The organism is Luteimonas sp. BLCC-B24 (assembly GCF_028550595.1).
Lineage (GTDB): Bacteria > Pseudomonadota > Gammaproteobacteria > Xanthomonadales > Xanthomonadaceae > Luteimonas.
Window position 1 is genome coordinate 370,361 of sequence record NZ_JAQQGN010000002.1, and the last position, 16,599, is coordinate 386,959.

A 16,599-nucleotide genomic window follows, 5' to 3' on the forward strand; every position below is an offset into this window, starting at 1 on the left:
GGACACGTGAAACGCGAAACGGCCGGGCGACCCGGCCGTTTCCGTTTGCGCGGACGGCTGCGCTACAGTGCCGCACCGACAAAAGCACCAGAAGAAGAACAGGATGAGCAACGAGATCGGAGCGGCGACGGCGCTGCCCACAGTAAATGCCTACGTCTATCCCCGCGGCGGCCTGGACGTGCTGTCGCGCGACGAGGTGGCGCGGCTCAAGGACGCCTCCAGCGGCGGCATGCACGACCTGCTGCGTCGCTGCGCGCTGGCGGTGCTGACCAGCGGCAGCGCGTCCGACGATCCGCGCGCGGCGCAGGAGCTTTATCCCGATTTCGACATCCAGGTGCTGCAGCAGGACCGCGGCATCCGGATCGAACTGGCCAACGCGCCCGCGATGGCCTTCGTCGACGGCCAGATCATCCGTGGTGTCGCCGAGCTGCTGTTCGCGGTCGTGCGCGACCTGGCCTATACCGCGATCGAACTCGGCCCCGAATACGCCCGGGATCTCGAGACCTCGCCCGGCATCACCAACGCGGTCTTCGGCCTGCTGCGCAACGCGCGCCTGCTGCAGCCGGGTGATCCGAACCTCGTCGTATGCTGGGGCGGGCATTCGATCAACCGCGGCGAGTACGACTACACCAAGCTCGTCGGCTACGAGCTGGGCCTGCGCGGCATGGACATCTGCACCGGATGCGGCCCGGGCGCGATGAAGGGGCCGATGAAGGGCGCGAACGTGGCGCATGCCAAGCAGCGCCAGTATCCGGCGCGCTACATCGGCATCACCGAGCCGGGCATCATCGCCGCCGAGTCGCCCAACCCGATCGTCAACCAGCTGGTGATCATGCCGGACATCGAGAAGCGCCTCGAATCGTTCGTACGCCTGGGGCACGGCATCATCGTGTTTCCGGGGGGCGTGGGCACCGCGGAGGAAATTCTCTACCTGCTCGGCCTGCTGCTGCAGGAGGAGAACCGGGACATCCCGTTTCCGTTCATCCTCACCGGCCCGACCGCGTCGGCGCCGTACTTCGAGCAGATCGACCAGTTCATCCGCCTCACCCTGGGCGACGAGGCGGCGGCACGCTACGAAATCATCGTGGCGGACCCGGAGCAGGTCGCGCGGCGCATGGCGGCAGGCATCCGCAAGGTCAAGGAGTACCGGGTCGCGCACAAGGATTCGTTCTACTTCAACTGGTCGATGACGATCCCGCTCGACCTGCAGCGCCCCTTCGTGCCGACCCACGAGGCGATGGCCGGGCTCGATCTGCACCACGGGCGCAGGCCGCACGAGCTCGCGGCCGACCTGCGGCGCGCGTTCTCCGGCATCGTCGCCGGCAACGTCAAGGAAGACGGCCTGCGCCGCGTGGAGCAGTTCGGCCCGTTCCGCATCAACGGCGACCGCGACATCATGCAGTCCCTCGACGCCCTGCTGCGCGCCTTCGTCGAGCAGCGCCGCATGAAGATCGCCGGGGACTACAAGCCCTGTTACGAGGTGGTGGCCTGAGCCTGAGCGCCTTCGCCATCACTGATTGGTTGACGCTTATCCCGGCCGGCAGACCGTCTGTCCGGGAGCGCTTGCGACCGAGCGGTTAACACCTAGACTCCAGCAGGCCCGGGGGACCGGCCGTGGTATCTATTGCAGGGGGCGCGTGGCACATGCGTAACAGGGGTTTCACGCTCGTCGAGCTGTTGGTGACGATCGCGATCATCGCGATCCTGCTCGCCGTGGGCTTGCCGAGCTTCCAGGGCGCGCTCCGCTCCAACCGGGTCGCCACGATGACCAACGAGGTGATTGGCAGCACGTCGTTGGCCCGCACAGAAGCCATCAGGACCACACTGGGCGGTGGGATGTGTCCAACCACCGACGGTGGCGCGTCTTGCGGCGGAAGCGACTGGAACAGCGGCTGGCTGGTCTGGGCGGACGGCGGCACCGCTGACTTCGGTGTGTTCGATGCGGCGGATACCGTCGTCCGTGTGATCGACCCGCACCCGCAGATGGCGCTGACGGTTTCAAATGCGGGCGGGGCGCTGGATGCCGTGAGCTTCGATTCCAGAGGACGCCCGAGGCAGGGCGTCGTGACGATCACACTCAGTCCGGTCGGCTGCACCGCAGGCACCGAGCTTCTGCGCACCTTGACGCTCAATGCTGTCGGACAGCTTTCCACCGTCAGGAGCGCCTGCCCATGATCCATCGCCACGGCTTTCCCCCGTCGGGTGCCGGACGGCGCCAATCGGGCTTTTCGCTGATCGAGGTGCTGATCGCACTCGTCGTGCTCGGCGTCGGCCTGCTCGGACTCGCCCTGCTTCAGACGATGAACCTGCGCTACACCCAGAGCGCGCACCAGCGCACCCTCGCGGTCAATCTGGCCAGTGAACTCCTCGATACGATGCGGGCCAATCGCTCCCTCGCCTCCATCTACGTGATGAATCAGGCGAGTTTCGCGGGAGTAGTGCCGACGAAGGAGACAGGATGCGCCATCCAAGGGCAGATGACGGCCGCCAACAACGTGACGCGCTGGCGCTGCGAAGTGCGCGAGGCGCTGGGGCCCGACGCATGGGCCAGCGTCGCATTGGGCACCGATCCGTTGAATCCGACCGTGACCGTCACCGTCCACTGGACCGAAGCCAATATGCCTGCGCTGGCCGATGCCGGTCGGGTCGAACTGAGCACCGTCCTATGATGTCCACGCGCCGACGCCATGCAAAAGGTGTTTCGCTGATCGAGCTCATGGTCGCGCTCGCGATCGGGTCGCTTCTCATCCTGGGCCTCGTGCAGGTGTTCGCGGGTTCGAGGACCGCCTATCAGCTCTCCTCCGGCCTCGCGCGCACACAGGAGAACGGGCGTTTTGCGATCGACATTCTGCAGCGCGATCTGCGCATGGCAGGCCATATGGGCTGCGTCAACGACCAGGCGCGCTTTCTCCCATCCAATGTCACGTCCTCGCGCCCCGCACTGCTGTCCACGTTCCTGTCGGAAGACGAGCAGTTCGGCACCGGACCTGCGCCTGCGACCAATTATGGCGGCGCCAGCGATCCGCTGCGGTTCGATCGGGGCATCGAGGCGTTCAACGCGGTCAATACCGGGAGCGGGGATACCCTGTCACTGACCACGGCTCCGACACTGGCCACGGCGGCGACCAACTGGCAGCCTCAACTTCCCAACCGCCTTTACACCGATCTCACCGCCGGCACGGTCGGGCGTCCGGTTGCCGGCAGCGACATCGTCGTTCTGCGTTATCTGATGCCCACGGGTGCGCAGGTCACGGCCTTCACCGCGGGAAGCCCCACGAATATCGAGGTGGCTAACCTCGCACCCCTGCTGGAAGGCGATGCCAATCCGGGGCTCTTCGGTATCTCGGACTGCTTGCAGGCGGGTGTGTTCAGCGCGACATCACGGACCGGCACCGCAATGACCGTGCAGACCTCGGGTCTCAACCGGTCGACCTTCGATACGGTGCCGCAATTCACCCTAGGCCAGTCGATGGTGTATCGCGCGGAAAGTATCGCGTATTACATCGGACTCAACGCGAGCGGAAATCCCGCGTTGTATCGGCTGCGCTACTGGGCAGCGCCGGGCGCGGGTGGCTTGTCCACTACGAAGGAGGAACTGGTGGAGGGCATCGAATCGATGCAGCTCCAGTTCGGCCAGGACAGCAATACCACCCTGACGGGGCGCCCCACCGGCAATATCGGTACAAGCGTGGTTGCCAGTGCGCTTCAGCCGGCGGGCGCTGCCAACTATGACCACGCCTGGCGGCGAGTAGGACTGGTGCAGGTCGGGCTTGTCGCGCGCAGCCCCGATCCGGCTGCTGCCACGCAACGTATCGACGATGATGTGACGCGGCTCTCGGCGCTGGGCGTGATCATCGCGCCCCCCGACGACACCCACTACCGCGCCGTCTACGAAGACACCGTGGCGCTACGCAACCGCCTGTTCGGCAACTGACGGACACGAGAAACATCATGAACTCTAGGCAGCAACAGTCGGGCGCAGTGCTGTACGTCGCGCTGATGATCCTGATCCTGATGGCGCTGATCGGCATCGTCGCGCTGCAGGTCGCCAGTCTGCAGGAACGAATGTCGGCCAACTACACCGCCACCAATATGGCATTCCAGGCGGCGGAGTCGCGCGCCCGAAGTACGGAGAACACCCTGAAGAGTCAGGTGCTGGCAGGCGAAAATCCAGCGACCAGCCTGTCGCCTAACGACTGCAGCTCCACGCCCAATCTCGCCGCATGGAACGATCCGGATGTCCAGCACGTCCGCCGGCTCGACCTCTGCTTCTCGTGGGGGGCGCTGGATGTGCCGGCCGACGAGGCCGAGCGGACCGACCAGATTTACCAGATCACCGCGTACTCCCGTGACCGGGCCTTGTTTCCGACATCGGAAGCCACGGTCGATACGGTTTTCATTCCCTGATCGGGACGGAACGACATCATGAATTCTGACAACCTCGTCCGTTACGGCGCCGCCGGACTGCTGCTGGCAGCCATCGGTGTTTTCAGCCTGTCACTGCGTTCCGATCCCGCGTTCTACGCCGGGGAGCCGCCGCCGATCGCGCAGTCGCCGCTGTACATCCGCGACGCGGTGCCGCCGCTCAACATGCTGGTCATGGGCAAGGACCACAAGAACTACTACGAGGCCTACAACGACGCCTCGGACCTCGACGGCGACGGCGTCCTCGATGTCGGCTACAAGGGCTGGGTGCTCAAGGACACCCAGCCCACCGAGCCGGGCGTGTCCCGCTTCAAGATCGACTACTACGGCTATTTCAATTCCTACGCCTGTTACCGCTGGGACGTCAACGAGGGTGGACGTTTCGTGCCGGCGGCGGCCGCACCGAACAAGACTTGCGGCCGCCGGTCCAACGAGTGGAGCGGCGATTTCCTCAATTACCTCACCACCTCCCGCATGGACGCCCTGCGGCGCGTGCTCTATGGCGGCTGGCGCCAGGTCGATACCGCCGAGCGGACCATTCTCCAGGGCGCCTTCTTCCCCCAGGATGCGCACAGCTGGGGCAAGGAATACATGAGCGAAGCGCGCGACGGCTATCACATCGCCGACTACGCGCCGCTTCCGCTGCCCAACCAGGACCGCTATCACCTCTTCGCGGTCACCACGACGACCGGCAGCGCGAACTCGTTCCTGTTCCCCAACTACCAGGCGCCGCGGTTCCGGGTCCTGCGGCAGTCCCCGTTCCGCGTGTGGAACTGGCTGTCGATCGAGGGTCCGGTCGCGGGCAATAACTGCGTCAACGCGGCGAACCAACGTGTCAGTTGTACCGGTGGGGGAACCGCCCCGGCGCATCCGGGGCATCCTGGGAGTCGAGCCGTATTTGACACGCTTGTCAGCAACTATGCGATTCCGGGAAACCGTTACGGCAGCGGGCCCATCAGCACGATCAATTGTCGCGACAACGACTGCAACCCCTTTGGACCCGACGACAACTATCTGACCATCATCGAAGGCCAGTTCGCGATACCGGCCGGACGCTACCAGTTCAAAGTGGACGGCGACGATGTCATCGACTTCCAGCTCAGGCGAGCCAATGGGAGTGTGCTGGCGGAGGCGGGCTGCTACACGACCGGCGGACGCGGTTTCGGCACCTGCAGCAACGCGGAAAGGACAGCCGTGGTCAATTACGCGGAGGGCGTGTACCCCTTTACCTTCCGTCACGAGGAAGGGACTGGCGGGGACGGCTATCAGCTGCAGTTCCGGACCTGCACCGGAAACGGTGAAGGGTCCTGCGAATCGACTTGGAGAAATGTGTTCGCGGATACCGGAAGTGGTGGCCTGAGGAGCACGACGATCACCACCTACAACCTGCGCCCGACGACCGGCGGGGTGACCCGCGACGACTACCTCGTACGTGTGGAAACCTGCTCCTCGGACGCGGCGCTTCGCGATGCGTCCTGCAGAGTGTATCCCGGTGGCTCGGTCAAGCCGACCGGCATCCTGCATGAATATGGTGAATCGCAGCGGATGTACTTCGGCCTGATCACAGGCTCGCAGCGCAACAATCTGGAAGGCGGCGTGCTGCGCCGGAACATCTCCGACTTCGCGACCGAAATCGATCCGCAGACGGGCGTGTTCCGTGCCGATGTCAATGGCATCGTGCGCAGCATCGACCGTCTACGGATGATTGGTGGCGGCTATAGCGGTAACACCACGGATAACTTCAGCAGCGACGCGAACTGGGGCTGGGGCAACGGAAACGGCAACTGTCCGTCCATCGGCAATCGTCCGATCAACAACGGCGAATGCCGCATGTGGGGCAACCCCATTGCCGAGATGATGTACGAAAGCCTGCGCTATTTCGCCGGTGCGACGGGCGCGACGCCGCGCTTCGTCGAGGGCGGCAGTACGGCCGGAAACGAGGACGAAGTGCTTGGTCTGCCGGCGCCGGCATGGCGGGATCCATACCTGCGCACGGGCACGGGCCTGAACTATCCAGCCTGTTCGCGGCCGTACCAGACGGTCATCAGCGACATCAACCCGAGCTACGACGGCGATCTGCCTGGCAGTGCATTCTCCGGTGCGATCACCACGACCGGGAACACACCCACCAGCATTGCCGGGTTCCACGCGGCCAATGAGGGCCAGGCGATCTGGAACGCCGAGTTCGGCGCGGGCGCGCGCAACGTGTTCGTGGGCGAGGCCGGCACCGTGAGCGACGGAAATCCCACGGTGAAGTCCGCCTCGAGCTTCGGCAACATCCGCGGTCTGTCACCGGAAGAGCCGGGCAAGCTCGGGACCTACTACTCGGCCAGCGTCGCCCGCTTCGCGCGGAATACGCGGTTCAACGCCAATGCGGCACCCGACGTGCGCCTCAGTACCTACGCGATCGCACTGGCCTCGCCCCTGCCGCGTATCGAGTTTCCGATCGGCAATGGCCGGGTCACCCTGGTGCCGTTCGCCAAGACCGTCAGCGGCACGTTCGGCGACGGGACACGCAAGCCGACCAACACTATCGTTGACTTTTACGTACAGGAATATGCGAACTTCCCGGGCACGCCGATCAACGCCACGATCAACGGCGGTCGTCCGTACGCGGTGTTCCGCATCAACTACGAGGACGTGGAGCAGGGCAACGATCACGACATGGACGCGATCGTCCGCTACGAGATCCGCGCCAACAGCAACAACACATTGACGGTGACGCTGGATTCGGAGTACGCCGCCGGTTCGGCCAATCAGAACATGGGCTACATCATCTCCGGCACGACGCGTGACGGTGTGTATCTGGAAGTGCGCGATCGCGACAACTCCAACCAGGCATCTTCCGCTTATCTGCTCAACACGCCTGCAGGACGCTGGGCGGGCGAGTGCGCCACCCAGATGGGCACCGCGCCCTGCAACGAGGGACTCGGTTTCAACTCGACGCGCGACTTCACCCCGAGTTCGAACGCCCCGGCGCTCCAGCTGCGCGACCCGCTCTGGTACGCGGCCAAGTATGGTGCGCCCGAGCCAACGACGTCGCCGACGGGTGAGCCGGACAACTACTTCCTGGTCACCAATCCGCTGAATCTGCGCAACCAGCTCTCCAGGGCATTCGACGACATCGCCTCGCGCAATCTCGACGCGGGCAGTCGCACCCTGGCGGGCGCCCGCGTGGGCGCGGAGTCTTTCACGCTTCAGCCGACCTTCCAGCGCGAACGCAACGGCAAGGACTGGACCGGCAACCTGACGGCGTTGTCGATCAACCCCGACGGCTCGGTCGGCGCCCCCCTGTGGAATGCGCGTGCCCAGCTTCCGCTCCCAGCTGACCGCAACATCGTCACCATCGTCGACGCACGGGATGGCACGTCGTCGTCGGCCAGTGGTGTCACTCGCGCACCTTTTGCGGTGGGCAATCTGGGCGCGAGCAACGCCGACCAGCTCGGCAAGCTCGGCATCACCCAGGCCAGCATCACGAATGGTCACTACGGCAGCACTGGCTACACTGCCGACCAGTTCGTGTCCTACCTGCGCGGTGACCAGTCGCTCGAGCTCGGTCGTGGAAACGGCACGCTGCGCAACCGCAGCTCGGTCATCGGCAGCATCATCAACTCCGAGCCGGTGATCGCGGCGCCCAGGTCAGATGTCGGATACGGAAATATCCATCGACTAACGTCGGACCCGATGTTCGCCGGCTACGCCAGTGTGGCGACGGGCAGCAATCCGGGCAGCGGGTATCTCGATCTCAAGCGCACACGGCCGACGATGGTGTACGTCGGCGCCAACGACGGCATGCTGCACGCCTTCAACGGGAATACCGTGCCGTGCGCGACCGATCCAAGAATTTCGTGCGCCGGGCTGGGTGCGGGCCGCGAGATGTTCGCTTTCATCCCGAATGCGGTCCTGGGCAACCTTGGGCAGATCCCGCTGCAGGATGCGCGGTATGACCATCGCTATTACGTGGACGGGCAGATCAGTGTGGGCGATGTCAAGAGCGGTCCGGGCAATACGGGGGCCGACTGGTCGACGATCCTGGTCGGCTCGACCGGTGGTGGTGCGCGGTCGGTCTTTGCGCTCGATGTCAGCAACCCGTCGAGTTTCGGCGACAGCCAGGTGCTGTGGGAGCGGAACTCGACCGTCGACTCCGACATCGGCCACGTGTACGGCAAGCCGTTGATCGTGCCGCTCGAGAACGGCGAGTGGGGCGTGCTGTTCGGCAATGGCTACGGCGCACGCCGCAGCGATCCGTCGCTTTACATCCTCAACGCAATGACGGGCGCGGTGATCCGCAAGATCACCGCCAATGATGGCAATCGCGCGGGCACCAACGACACGGCCTGCGCAAACGCGGCGCCGCACTCCAGCGCCTGCGTCGCGAACGCCACCGACCCCTACAACGGGCTGGGACAGATCACCGCCATCGACCGCAGCGGTAACGGCAAGATCGACGTGGTTTACGGTGGTGACCTGCAGGGCAACCTCTGGAAGTTCGACCTTGCGAGCGCGAACGAGGACAACTGGGGGGTCGCCAACAACGGAGCCGCACTGTTCACCGCGCAGATCGGCACCGAGCGGCAGCCGATCACGGGAGGCATGCGCGTCGCTGCGGGCCCTGGCACTGGGGTGATGGTGTACTTCGGAACTGGCCGGTACCTGTTCGGCGGCCCGAACGGGGACAACAACGTGCCGGCCAATCCGACCGTGCAATCGCTGTACGCCGTGTTCGACAATGGCACTCCGGTCACCGGCGGACGTAGCGCGCTGCAGCCGCAGACGATCACCGGTGAGACGACCGTTGACGGCACGGTGACGCGCAGCATCAGCCGGGCCCGGGTGATCTACAACGGGCCGCAGGCCAAGCGGGGCTGGTACCTGGATCTCCAGGTGTACACCCAGCCCGCGGGACAGCCGGCGTTCTACAGAGCGATCGGGGAGCGCTTCATCGCCACGCCACGGATCCAGAGCGGGCGGGTCTTCTTCACGACGTTCACGCCCTCCGAGGACAGTTGCAACCCGGGCGGTGACAACTTCGTCTACGCGCTCGATCTGTTGTCGGGCTCCGGTGCACTGGCGAACGTGCAGGTACTGCCCTCGCAGACGCCAGCTTGCACAGGGGCGGACTGTGGCGGAATCCGTATCGACCAGGGCGGCGCACCGGTGACGAGCAACTCGGTGGCCGCGATTAATCCCCTTGTGCCCATCACCGGTGCGCCCGGCACCCCCGGCGCATGTACCCCGGGCGTCGATTGCCCCACCTTCGAGCAGTGCCAGGTGGTGGTGTATCCGGGTGCCTTCGTTCTGCCCAGACCTTGTGGCCGCCAGTCCTGGCGTCAACTGAGATGACCCCGATGATCCTGCGAGAGAGCACCATGCGGACCCCGTCAAGACTGCGCGGCTTCACCCTGATCGAACTGATGGTGGTGGTGGCCGTCGTGGCGATCCTGGTGGCCATTGCCTACCCGTCGTACCAGGATGCGGTGCGCAAAGGGCATCGAGGTCAGGCCAAGGCGGATCTTGTGGATCTCGCGCAGCGCGCAGAGCGGCACCGTACCGTTCGCGGCTCGTACCAGGGCTTCAACGTGACCGGAGACGACGCACGCTCGCCGCGCCAGGGTACGGCGCGCTACACCATCGCGCGTACCGATGATGAGACAGATCCCAACGTCTTCGCATTGAGTGCGACGCCTACCGGGGCACAAGCTGCGGATGCGCGCTGCCGGACGCTGACGATCAATCAGGCTGGCCAGAAGGGCGTCACCGGTGACCCCGCGCCGACCGGGACTGCGACTGACTGCTGGTAATCGGATCGGCTGTAAATGCCGCGGCAAGCCGCGGCATTTTTCTGCGTCGAGTAATGCGGTGCGCGTCGTCTGCCCTGGCTGACGGCTCGCGATGGACGGCAACCGGTCATGCTCTCGCAGGGGCGCAACACGGATCGCGCGTCCTGCTGCCTCGCGCATAGACGCTGTGCCGACGCGCCGGCGCATGCCGTCCCTGTCCATGATGCCCACAGACGGCGCGCGCTCTGGACGCCAACAAAAAAAGCCTGCGCATTGCTGCACAGGCTTTGCTGTTCTGGCGCCCGAAGTTGGACTCGAACCAACGACCCCCTGATTAACAGTTAGCCGCGCTTCCCTTTGAATTCAATTACTTAACTCTATTTTATTTACGGGGCTGCCCGTCCTAAGTTGATGAATTGCTGTGCGGAAGTGCGTTAAATTACGTGGCTCGCAGGCTTGTGGTCATAGCGCATGGAAGAGCGTGTCGGTCACCTCAGATGGGTTTTGGAGCGCCAGATTCACTGGATATCGGCCGCTGACGCTAAGGCCGGCGCCCTCATAGCGGTCTACATTGCGCTCTTCACAGTCACTCTAGCCGCACTTGAGGCGACTCATCCGACGCCGGGGATCAAGGCGCTGCTCGCTTTGGGGGGCGCGCTTATGTGCGTCGGCCTTGCAATGGCGCTATGCGTTTTCTTGCCAAGAACTGAGTACCAGTACCCATCCGACATCTACTTCGGTGGGATCGTTAAGTGGGACGTACTGAGCTTCATTGATCGCGCCGCGTCTCTTGACGCGGAGGCCATCGCGAAAGACTTGGTCCAACAGATCTACGTCAATGCGGACATCGCGACTGTCAAACATCGCTACGTGAAGCGGTCGCTCCTCTTCGGGAGCTTGGCCATGGTGTTCTGGCTTCTGGGAGTCGCTATCGCCGGAGCATCCACATGACCGTGTCTACAGATCTTATCGACGAGGTGGCCAGCATCGCAGTTGCACCTTGGCAGATCACCCAGGGCCGTGTTGTTCCTGATCTCGACGGATTAACACGTGGAAACGTCGGCAAGCTGATATCTGCGTGCATCCTCTATGCGGATCTGAGTAAGTCAACAGAGATGGTGGGTAGAGTGCGCCGCGAGGTGGCTGCCTCGTATTACAAGGCGTTTCTCTCAGCTGCAGCGAAGCTGATCAGGCACAACGGTGGGGAGATCCGCGCTTACGACGGCGACCGGGTCATGGGAATCTTTATCGGCGACGGCAAGGAAGATCGTGCTGTTCGATGTGGTCTCAACCTCAAGCACATCATGGATATGATCGTGAATCCGACGTTCGCAGCGGTCTGGAGCGATCATCAGCCTTTGCTCTACACGGTTGGCATCGACACGGGTGAGGTTCTCGCCTGCAAGGCCGGCGTTCGGAATGACTCTGATTTGGTGTGGATCGGAGATGCGGCGAACTACGCAGCAAAGCTAAACAGTTTCTCCGGTCTGGACCACGAATTTCCCATGCGCATTACCTCGCGCGTGCACGCATTGCTTTCCCCGCAGTCTGTCGGAGCGACGTTGCTCAGTTTAGGGCCTGAGTGGTCGGGCCCGTATGGCAACATTGGCGTCGGTCATTACCGCACCTCGAGCAGCAGTTCGTTGGGACTTTAAGGTTTCGGCCTGGGGCCTGCCGGCGCCACCACCGGGAGGTCGAAGTCGTAGACCTCGAGCATGTGCTCGTTGACGTGGCCGCTGGCCAGCTGCTTCTCGGGTCGCGTGCCGGGTGTGTCGGTGATGCCACGGCGCTTTAGGGCGTGGGCGCCGAAGCGCTGAGCCTCAGTCAGCACACCCTTCGTTGTGGCCAGTTGGATCAGGCGGCGCCAAGCCGAGCTGAAGGTGCTCTTGAGCATCGCGTCGCCGGTCATGTTGACGACCAACGGGCGGTCCTCCGCGCGGATCGGGGTCGGTCGCTTCCGCTTCTCGAAGATCCGCTTCCGCTCGGCGACCAGGTAGTCCCAAGCTTCGCGCAGCTCCGGCGACCAGGTGGTGATGTTGTCGCGGCTGCCCTTGCGGCGGTTGGTGACGATGCCGAGATCGACCGCGTTGGCGTCGGTGAGTGTACGGACCTCGATGGGCCGCAACCGCACGCGATATCCGATCACGATGCAGGCCCACAGGTACGGCGCCACGCTGTTCTTCGTGCCGCGGCCGCCGGCGTTCTGGCGCGCGAATGCGATCAGGGCGTTCATAGCATCGCTCTCGGGCAGCACGCGCCGCTTGCGCTCGATTGGCAGCTCAATGCCATCGGCCGGGTTGATGTCGTTGTAACCGCGGTTCATGCCCCAGCGGAACAGGCGGCGCAGGTAGCGCTGGACGTGTGCGGCCTTGCTGGGTGTCGGGATCAGATTGCCCGTGTCGTCGCGCTTGTGGCCGCGTGCGATCGCATCGACCAGGCCCTGCACCACCGGCTGGGTGATCCGCTTGATGACCAGGTCGCCAACGAGGCCGCCGGCGGGCAGCTTGAACTTCGTGACGACCTCGGCGCAGTAGGCGTAGTCGTCGCGCGTGTCTTTCGAGAGGCGCTTGCACTGCGGGCTGTTCGCGAAGGCCTCTGTCAGGCCTCGCAGAAGGCGGCTGCTGGTCTTGCCGCTGCGGGCCTCGGCGATCGCATGCAGATCTGCCAGGGTGGCCGTGTGCGTGGCTACATTCGATCGGCGAGGGCGCATGCCTGGTGGATTGAACGCATACCAGACACCGCCCCAGCGGCCATCCCAGTACAGGCCGGTCGGAATCTTCTCGAAATCGGGGGCAATGTGTTTGGGCAGCGTAGGGTCTGCCTTTCGCTTGCGACCACGGGGCGCCATGTCACTTCCCTCCGAATAGAGCGGCAGCGTCGTAGGGCGAGTCATTGGCGGCAGGCGCGACGCCGAGCGCTGTCTCCAACGCGCCCAGTGTCGTCCAGATGCCGCCCTTTCCGTCGTACTTGTACTTGATACCGGCATCGTCGGCCCACTTGGCAACCGTTGTCAGCCGTGGCTTCTCGCCTGGCCGACAAAGCTCCTGCAGGTCCGGATACTGAAGGATCCGATCGCCGATCATGCTGCCCTCGCATCGACGTCGATCGCGTCTGCATTCGCGGCCACGAGCGCGCACTGTGGCGGCGGGCTGACGCTGTTGCCGCACATGCTGACGCTGCGGCTCACGGACAGCGTGCGGCCGTCGGCGGTGCGGTCGATGATGTAGTCGGCCGGGAAGCCCTGCGCGCGGAACAGCTCGTGGCGCTGGAGCATGCGCAGGCCGATGTCGACGATGACGTAGGGCGTGCACTTGATGGTCACCGTTACCAGCGCGAGGCGGTCTTTCGTCGTGATCGCGTGCGCTGGATTGCGGACGTCAGCCAGCTGGCCGCCCGTGCCGTAGTAGCGAAGCAGGAACGCTGCCACCTGCAGTGCGCCGGCCTCGTGCTCGGGGCTCAGCGTGCATTCGACCAACGCGTGGTGCTCGGCGCCTGCGGTGATGGTGCGCACCGGCTCCGCGGCATCGGCGCCGTCGCAGTTGCGGCGCAGCGTCACCATGTTGGCGGCGACCAGGCGCTGCTGGCTGCCCTTCGTGGATATCGTCGACACCGGCTCGGTGGCGGCGCGCGGCCTCGACGTGTTGCTGTTCGGTCCGCCGGCCGCCTGTTCGAGGAATGCCGTCATCAGACCAAGCGCATGCGCAGCGCCAGCGGGTCGCGCGGCGCCGGCGCCGCTGGTGAGGGTCGGCGCTGGCGCCTGGACGTCTGCGCCATCGCTGTCGCCGCGGAACTTCACGAGTGCCGCAGTCACTGCTGCGTGCTTCTGTCCGTCGACGAGCGTGCCGATCGGCTTGTCCAGCCCGGGTACGCGCGGCGCTTGCCCTTCGCGTTCGCCATAGCCCGTCTGCACCAGCGTGGCAGCAGCCAAGGCATAGCCGCCACTGCCGGACGCGGTGAACGTACCGGCGGGCTCTTCGATCGCGCGCGCGCCGCTTCCCCATCGCTGCACGCCGCCCGGCTTGCCCTCGCCGTGCGCCGCTTGCACCAGCGTCGCGGCTGCCACTGCGTGTGCGCCGCCCTTCGGCCATGACGTCACCGTGCCCAGCGGATTGGATCCGGCGGCAACGCCATTCGCAGACGCGTTCGCGCACTGCACGATGGTGGGTGATACCGCCATCAGTTCGCCGCGGTTGGCGGCGGTGATCGTGGGTAGCGGTTCGCCTGCGCCATGCGGCCTGCGCTCGCCGCCGTGTGTGGCATGCACGATGAATGGCTCTTTGGCGTCGATCACGTAGCGCTGGATACCGCGCGCGATGCGCCGCATCGTTGCGTCCGCCAGCGGCTTCGCGCGGGTGAAGATCGACGGGCACGCGATCGACCAGTCGATGCAGTCCGCCGCGGTGACATACGGGTGCGCGCGGCCTGGGCCGTGGGTGGGCGCCGGCCAGACGATCGGCTGGCCATCGCGCCGGGCGATTAGGAACAGGCGTTCGCGGCTGGTGCCGGCGCCGTAGTCGCACGCTTTCAACCGGCGCCACTCGACCTGGTAGCCGAGCGCACGCAGCGCCGCGACGAACTTGCGCCACGTCTCGCCCTGACGGCGCTTGTCCGGCACGAGGAATTGCTGCTCAACCGGCACGCGCTCGCCTGGTGCCGCGACGGTGCCGTCGAGCTTGAGCACGCGCCCGGTGGCCTTGCAGCGCTTCGCCACCAGCGGCCCCCACTTCAGGATCTGGTGGACGTTCTCCAGGCTGACGATCCGCGGTCGCGTCTTGCCGGTCCAGCGCACTGCGCACCACGACAGCGCCCGCACCTTGCCGCTGCGCGGCTGGCCGCCCTTGGCCTGGCTGAAGTGCGTGCAGTCCGGCGAGGCATGCAGCCAGCCCACCGGGCGGCCCGCAACCTCGCGCACCGGGTCCGCCTGCCAGACGTCCTCACACAGGTGGCGGGTGTACGGGTGGTTCGCGGCGTGCATGCTCACCGCCCACGGGTTGTGGTTGATGGCGATGTCGACCGGCCGGCCGAGTGCCTGTTCCAGCGCGGTGCTCGCGCCGCCGCCGCCGGCGAACAGGTCCACAACGATCTCCCCCGGGCGCAGGCGGGACGTGGCCTTGAGGTGGGGCAGGTGGAAAGCATGCTGGTTGCCGTCAGCCATTGGTCGATTCCTTGGAGAACTTGTAGCGCCGAGCGCGCAGCCACTCGCCGAACGAGAGGCCGCTATCTGCGTGAAGAAAGTCGGCGTAGCGCTGCTGGCTGCGCGAGTGCGGCACGAACCCGCGATCGCCCTCGGCCGGCGCGGCGGCCAGGCGCCCGGTGGCGGTGACGCTGAAGATGTCGTCGCCGCCGCTGAGCGCGTTGCCGGTGCGGCGCGTCATGAGGCCGCGCTCGACCAGCGCCATGCAGAGCGGGTGGTCGGTGCTGCCCTCGCCGGTGACGAAGTGGTTGCGGAACGGCGGGCGGGTGCCGTCCTCGCCGGTGCCGAGGGCGTGGCGCAGGATGGCGACCAGGGCGGCATCCATCAGGCGTTGCCCTCGTCGAACATGTCACGCGTGCGGTCGCAGCGCGGCGTGGGCGGGCGTCGCTCGGCATCGCTGGTCTGCCCGTCGTCGCGTTCGCTCGACTGGCGGCGCATGCGCGCTTCGAAGTTCTGTTCGAGGTGGGCCCAGGGATCAGTCATCGAGGTTCTCCGGGGGTAGGAAGTCGCCATTGGCGGCGCGTTTCGGTCGCGCCACGCCGCAGGCCTCGGCGAGGCAGTTGAGCCAGCGGTTGGCGGTGGCCTTGCTGACCTCGAAGCGAGCGGTCACGTCTTCGGGCATCGGGAAGTGGGTGCGCTCGATCGCCCAGGCCACGAAACGTGCATAGACGACGAGGGTAGGCAGCCCGGCACACGCGCCTTGGCGCGTCCGATTGGCCGGCGCAGCCTTGGGCAGCGCGGCCACGTTCGAGAGCGGCTCGATCGCGACGAACCCGGGCACGTGGTGCAGCCCGGTGGTGCCGAGCGAGGCGTGCATCAGGCAGCCTCCGTCACCTGGAGCGCAGCGCACGCGGTGCACCGGCCGTCGGCATCAAGCGGGCCGTGCCAGAGCCCGCACGCGGTGCACGCCGGCACGTCGATCAGCCCGTGTGCGCGGCCGGCGGCGAGATGGCGGGGGTTGCCCAGGCTCAGCAGCCAGTCGCGGTGCTCGCGCAGCCTGCGCACGCGGACCTCGGTGTAGTCGACGTCGAACAGCGCCATCAGCAGGCCGTAGGCGACGGGCTTGGCGTCTCGGCAGTCGCGGGCCAGCACCAGCACGGCGCCGTGCTCGGGCTCGCCGGCGAAGGCCATGTAGGGGCGCATGGTGGGGGCGTCAGGCATCGGTGTCGCCCTCCATCGCACCGCGCACCGTGTCGTCGC

16 protein-coding genes are annotated in these 16,599 nt (G+C 65.6%); 9 read left to right on the forward strand and 7 right to left on the reverse strand.

From position 1 onward, the window contains the following. Window positions 1-103: 103 nt before the first annotated feature. From ppnN to PQS31_RS06015, 9 genes are all read left to right on the forward strand, one after another. On the forward strand, window positions 104-1,492 hold the full coding sequence (gene ppnN / locus PQS31_RS05975; protein ID WP_272761751.1) for a nucleotide 5'-monophosphate nucleosidase PpnN: 1,389 nt from the start codon (window positions 104-106) through the stop codon (window positions 1,490-1,492). 152 nt (window positions 1,493-1,644) lie between these two features. Beyond that, window positions 1,645-2,175, forward strand: a complete 531-nt coding sequence (locus PQS31_RS05980) for a GspH/FimT family pseudopilin (RefSeq protein WP_272761752.1) — start codon at window positions 1,645-1,647, stop codon at window positions 2,173-2,175. After that, window positions 2,172-2,669 (forward strand): type IV pilus modification protein PilV, encoded by a 498-nt coding sequence (gene pilV, locus PQS31_RS05985; protein ID WP_272761753.1) that lies wholly within the window; start codon window positions 2,172-2,174, stop codon window positions 2,667-2,669. The genes PQS31_RS05980 and pilV overlap by 4 nt, the downstream gene beginning before the upstream one ends. Beyond that, on the forward strand, window positions 2,669-3,934 hold the full coding sequence (locus tag PQS31_RS05990) for a PilW family protein (protein ID WP_272761754.1): 1,266 nt from the start codon (window positions 2,669-2,671) through the stop codon (window positions 3,932-3,934). The genes pilV and PQS31_RS05990 overlap by 1 nt, the downstream gene beginning before the upstream one ends. 17 nt (window positions 3,935-3,951) lie before the next feature. After that, window positions 3,952-4,407: a PilX N-terminal domain-containing pilus assembly protein gene (locus PQS31_RS05995; RefSeq protein ID WP_272761755.1), complete on the forward strand. Its 456-nt coding sequence runs from the start codon at window positions 3,952-3,954 to the stop codon at window positions 4,405-4,407. A gap of 18 nt (window positions 4,408-4,425) precedes the next feature. Then, the gene (locus PQS31_RS06000; RefSeq protein ID WP_272761756.1) at window positions 4,426-9,768 is read left to right on the forward strand and encodes a PilC/PilY family type IV pilus protein; all 5,343 of its coding nucleotides are present in this window, start codon (window positions 4,426-4,428) and stop codon (window positions 9,766-9,768) included. Next, window positions 9,765-10,226: a type IV pilin protein gene (locus PQS31_RS06005; RefSeq protein WP_272761757.1), complete on the forward strand. Its 462-nt coding sequence runs from the start codon at window positions 9,765-9,767 to the stop codon at window positions 10,224-10,226. The genes PQS31_RS06000 and PQS31_RS06005 overlap by 4 nt, the downstream gene beginning before the upstream one ends. A gap of 450 nt (window positions 10,227-10,676) precedes the next feature. Continuing rightward, a complete protein-coding gene (locus tag PQS31_RS06010) occupies window positions 10,677-11,156 on the forward strand; it encodes a Pycsar system effector family protein (protein WP_272761758.1) in 480 nt (159 codons plus the stop codon). Continuing rightward, window positions 11,153-11,860 carry an adenylate/guanylate cyclase domain-containing protein gene (locus PQS31_RS06015; protein ID WP_272761759.1) on the forward strand — a complete coding sequence of 236 codons (708 nt, stop codon included), beginning with the start codon at window positions 11,153-11,155 and terminating at the stop codon, window positions 11,858-11,860. The genes PQS31_RS06010 and PQS31_RS06015 overlap by 4 nt, the downstream gene beginning before the upstream one ends. Here the strand turns inward: PQS31_RS06015 and PQS31_RS06020 are convergent. Genes PQS31_RS06020 through PQS31_RS06050 form a run of 7 tightly spaced genes read right to left on the reverse strand, consistent with a single transcriptional unit; the run spans window position 11,857 to window position 16,560 of the window. Next, complete coding sequence (locus PQS31_RS06020) at window positions 11,857-13,053, reverse strand: integrase (RefSeq protein ID WP_272761760.1); 1,197 nt, start codon at window positions 13,051-13,053, stop codon at window positions 11,857-11,859. The two genes, PQS31_RS06015 and PQS31_RS06020, sit on opposite strands and share 4 nt — an antisense overlap. Before the next feature lies 1 nt (window position 13,054). Further along, window positions 13,055-13,288 (reverse strand): hypothetical protein, encoded by a 234-nt coding sequence (locus PQS31_RS06025; RefSeq protein WP_272761761.1) that lies wholly within the window; start codon window positions 13,286-13,288, stop codon window positions 13,055-13,057. Next, entirely contained in the window at window positions 13,285-15,360 is a 2,076-nt protein-coding gene (locus tag PQS31_RS06030; protein WP_272761762.1) for a DNA cytosine methyltransferase, read from the reverse strand. The genes PQS31_RS06025 and PQS31_RS06030 overlap by 4 nt, the downstream gene beginning before the upstream one ends. Beyond that, window positions 15,353-15,724, reverse strand: coding sequence for a hypothetical protein (locus PQS31_RS06035; RefSeq protein WP_272761763.1), 372 nt, complete (start codon window positions 15,722-15,724; stop codon window positions 15,353-15,355). Before PQS31_RS06035 ends, PQS31_RS06030 begins: the two co-directional genes overlap by 8 nt. Beyond that, a complete protein-coding gene (locus tag PQS31_RS06040) occupies window positions 15,724-15,882 on the reverse strand; it encodes a hypothetical protein (protein WP_272761764.1) in 159 nt (52 codons plus the stop codon). Before PQS31_RS06040 ends, PQS31_RS06035 begins: the two co-directional genes overlap by 1 nt. Further along, the gene (locus tag PQS31_RS06045) at window positions 15,875-16,216 is read right to left on the reverse strand and encodes a hypothetical protein (RefSeq protein WP_272761765.1); all 342 of its coding nucleotides are present in this window, start codon (window positions 16,214-16,216) and stop codon (window positions 15,875-15,877) included. The genes PQS31_RS06040 and PQS31_RS06045 overlap by 8 nt, the downstream gene beginning before the upstream one ends. Further along, a complete protein-coding gene (locus PQS31_RS06050; protein ID WP_272761766.1) occupies window positions 16,216-16,560 on the reverse strand; it encodes a hypothetical protein in 345 nt (114 codons plus the stop codon). The genes PQS31_RS06045 and PQS31_RS06050 overlap by 1 nt, the downstream gene beginning before the upstream one ends. Window positions 16,561-16,599: the final 39 nt, after the last annotated feature.

Coding starts and splice junctions, on each gene's coding strand:
- ppnN (WP_272761751.1), top strand. CDS start 104: ATGAGCAACGAGATCGGAGCGGCGACGGCGCTGCCCACAGTAAATGCC.
- PQS31_RS05980 (WP_272761752.1), top strand. CDS start 1,645: ATGCGTAACAGGGGTTTCACGCTCGTCGAGCTGTTGGTGACGATCGCG.
- pilV (WP_272761753.1), top strand. CDS start 2,172: ATGATCCATCGCCACGGCTTTCCCCCGTCGGGTGCCGGACGGCGCCAA.
- PQS31_RS05990 (WP_272761754.1), top strand. CDS start 2,669: ATGTCCACGCGCCGACGCCATGCAAAAGGTGTTTCGCTGATCGAGCTC.
- PQS31_RS05995 (WP_272761755.1), top strand. CDS start 3,952: ATGAACTCTAGGCAGCAACAGTCGGGCGCAGTGCTGTACGTCGCGCTG.
- PQS31_RS06000 (WP_272761756.1), top strand. CDS start 4,426: ATGAATTCTGACAACCTCGTCCGTTACGGCGCCGCCGGACTGCTGCTG.
- PQS31_RS06005 (WP_272761757.1), top strand. CDS start 9,765: ATGACCCCGATGATCCTGCGAGAGAGCACCATGCGGACCCCGTCAAGA.
- PQS31_RS06010 (WP_272761758.1), top strand. CDS start 10,677: ATGGAAGAGCGTGTCGGTCACCTCAGATGGGTTTTGGAGCGCCAGATT.
- PQS31_RS06015 (WP_272761759.1), top strand. CDS start 11,153: ATGACCGTGTCTACAGATCTTATCGACGAGGTGGCCAGCATCGCAGTT.
- PQS31_RS06020 (WP_272761760.1), bottom strand. CDS start 13,053: ATGGCGCCCCGTGGTCGCAAGCGAAAGGCAGACCCTACGCTGCCCAAA.
- PQS31_RS06025 (WP_272761761.1), bottom strand. CDS start 13,288: ATGATCGGCGATCGGATCCTTCAGTATCCGGACCTGCAGGAGCTTTGT.
- PQS31_RS06030 (WP_272761762.1), bottom strand. CDS start 15,360: ATGGCTGACGGCAACCAGCATGCTTTCCACCTGCCCCACCTCAAGGCC.
- PQS31_RS06035 (WP_272761763.1), bottom strand. CDS start 15,724: ATGGATGCCGCCCTGGTCGCCATCCTGCGCCACGCCCTCGGCACCGGC.
- PQS31_RS06040 (WP_272761764.1), bottom strand. CDS start 15,882: ATGACTGATCCCTGGGCCCACCTCGAACAGAACTTCGAAGCGCGCATG.
- PQS31_RS06045 (WP_272761765.1), bottom strand. CDS start 16,216: ATGCACGCCTCGCTCGGCACCACCGGGCTGCACCACGTGCCCGGGTTC.
- PQS31_RS06050 (WP_272761766.1), bottom strand. CDS start 16,560: ATGCCTGACGCCCCCACCATGCGCCCCTACATGGCCTTCGCCGGCGAG.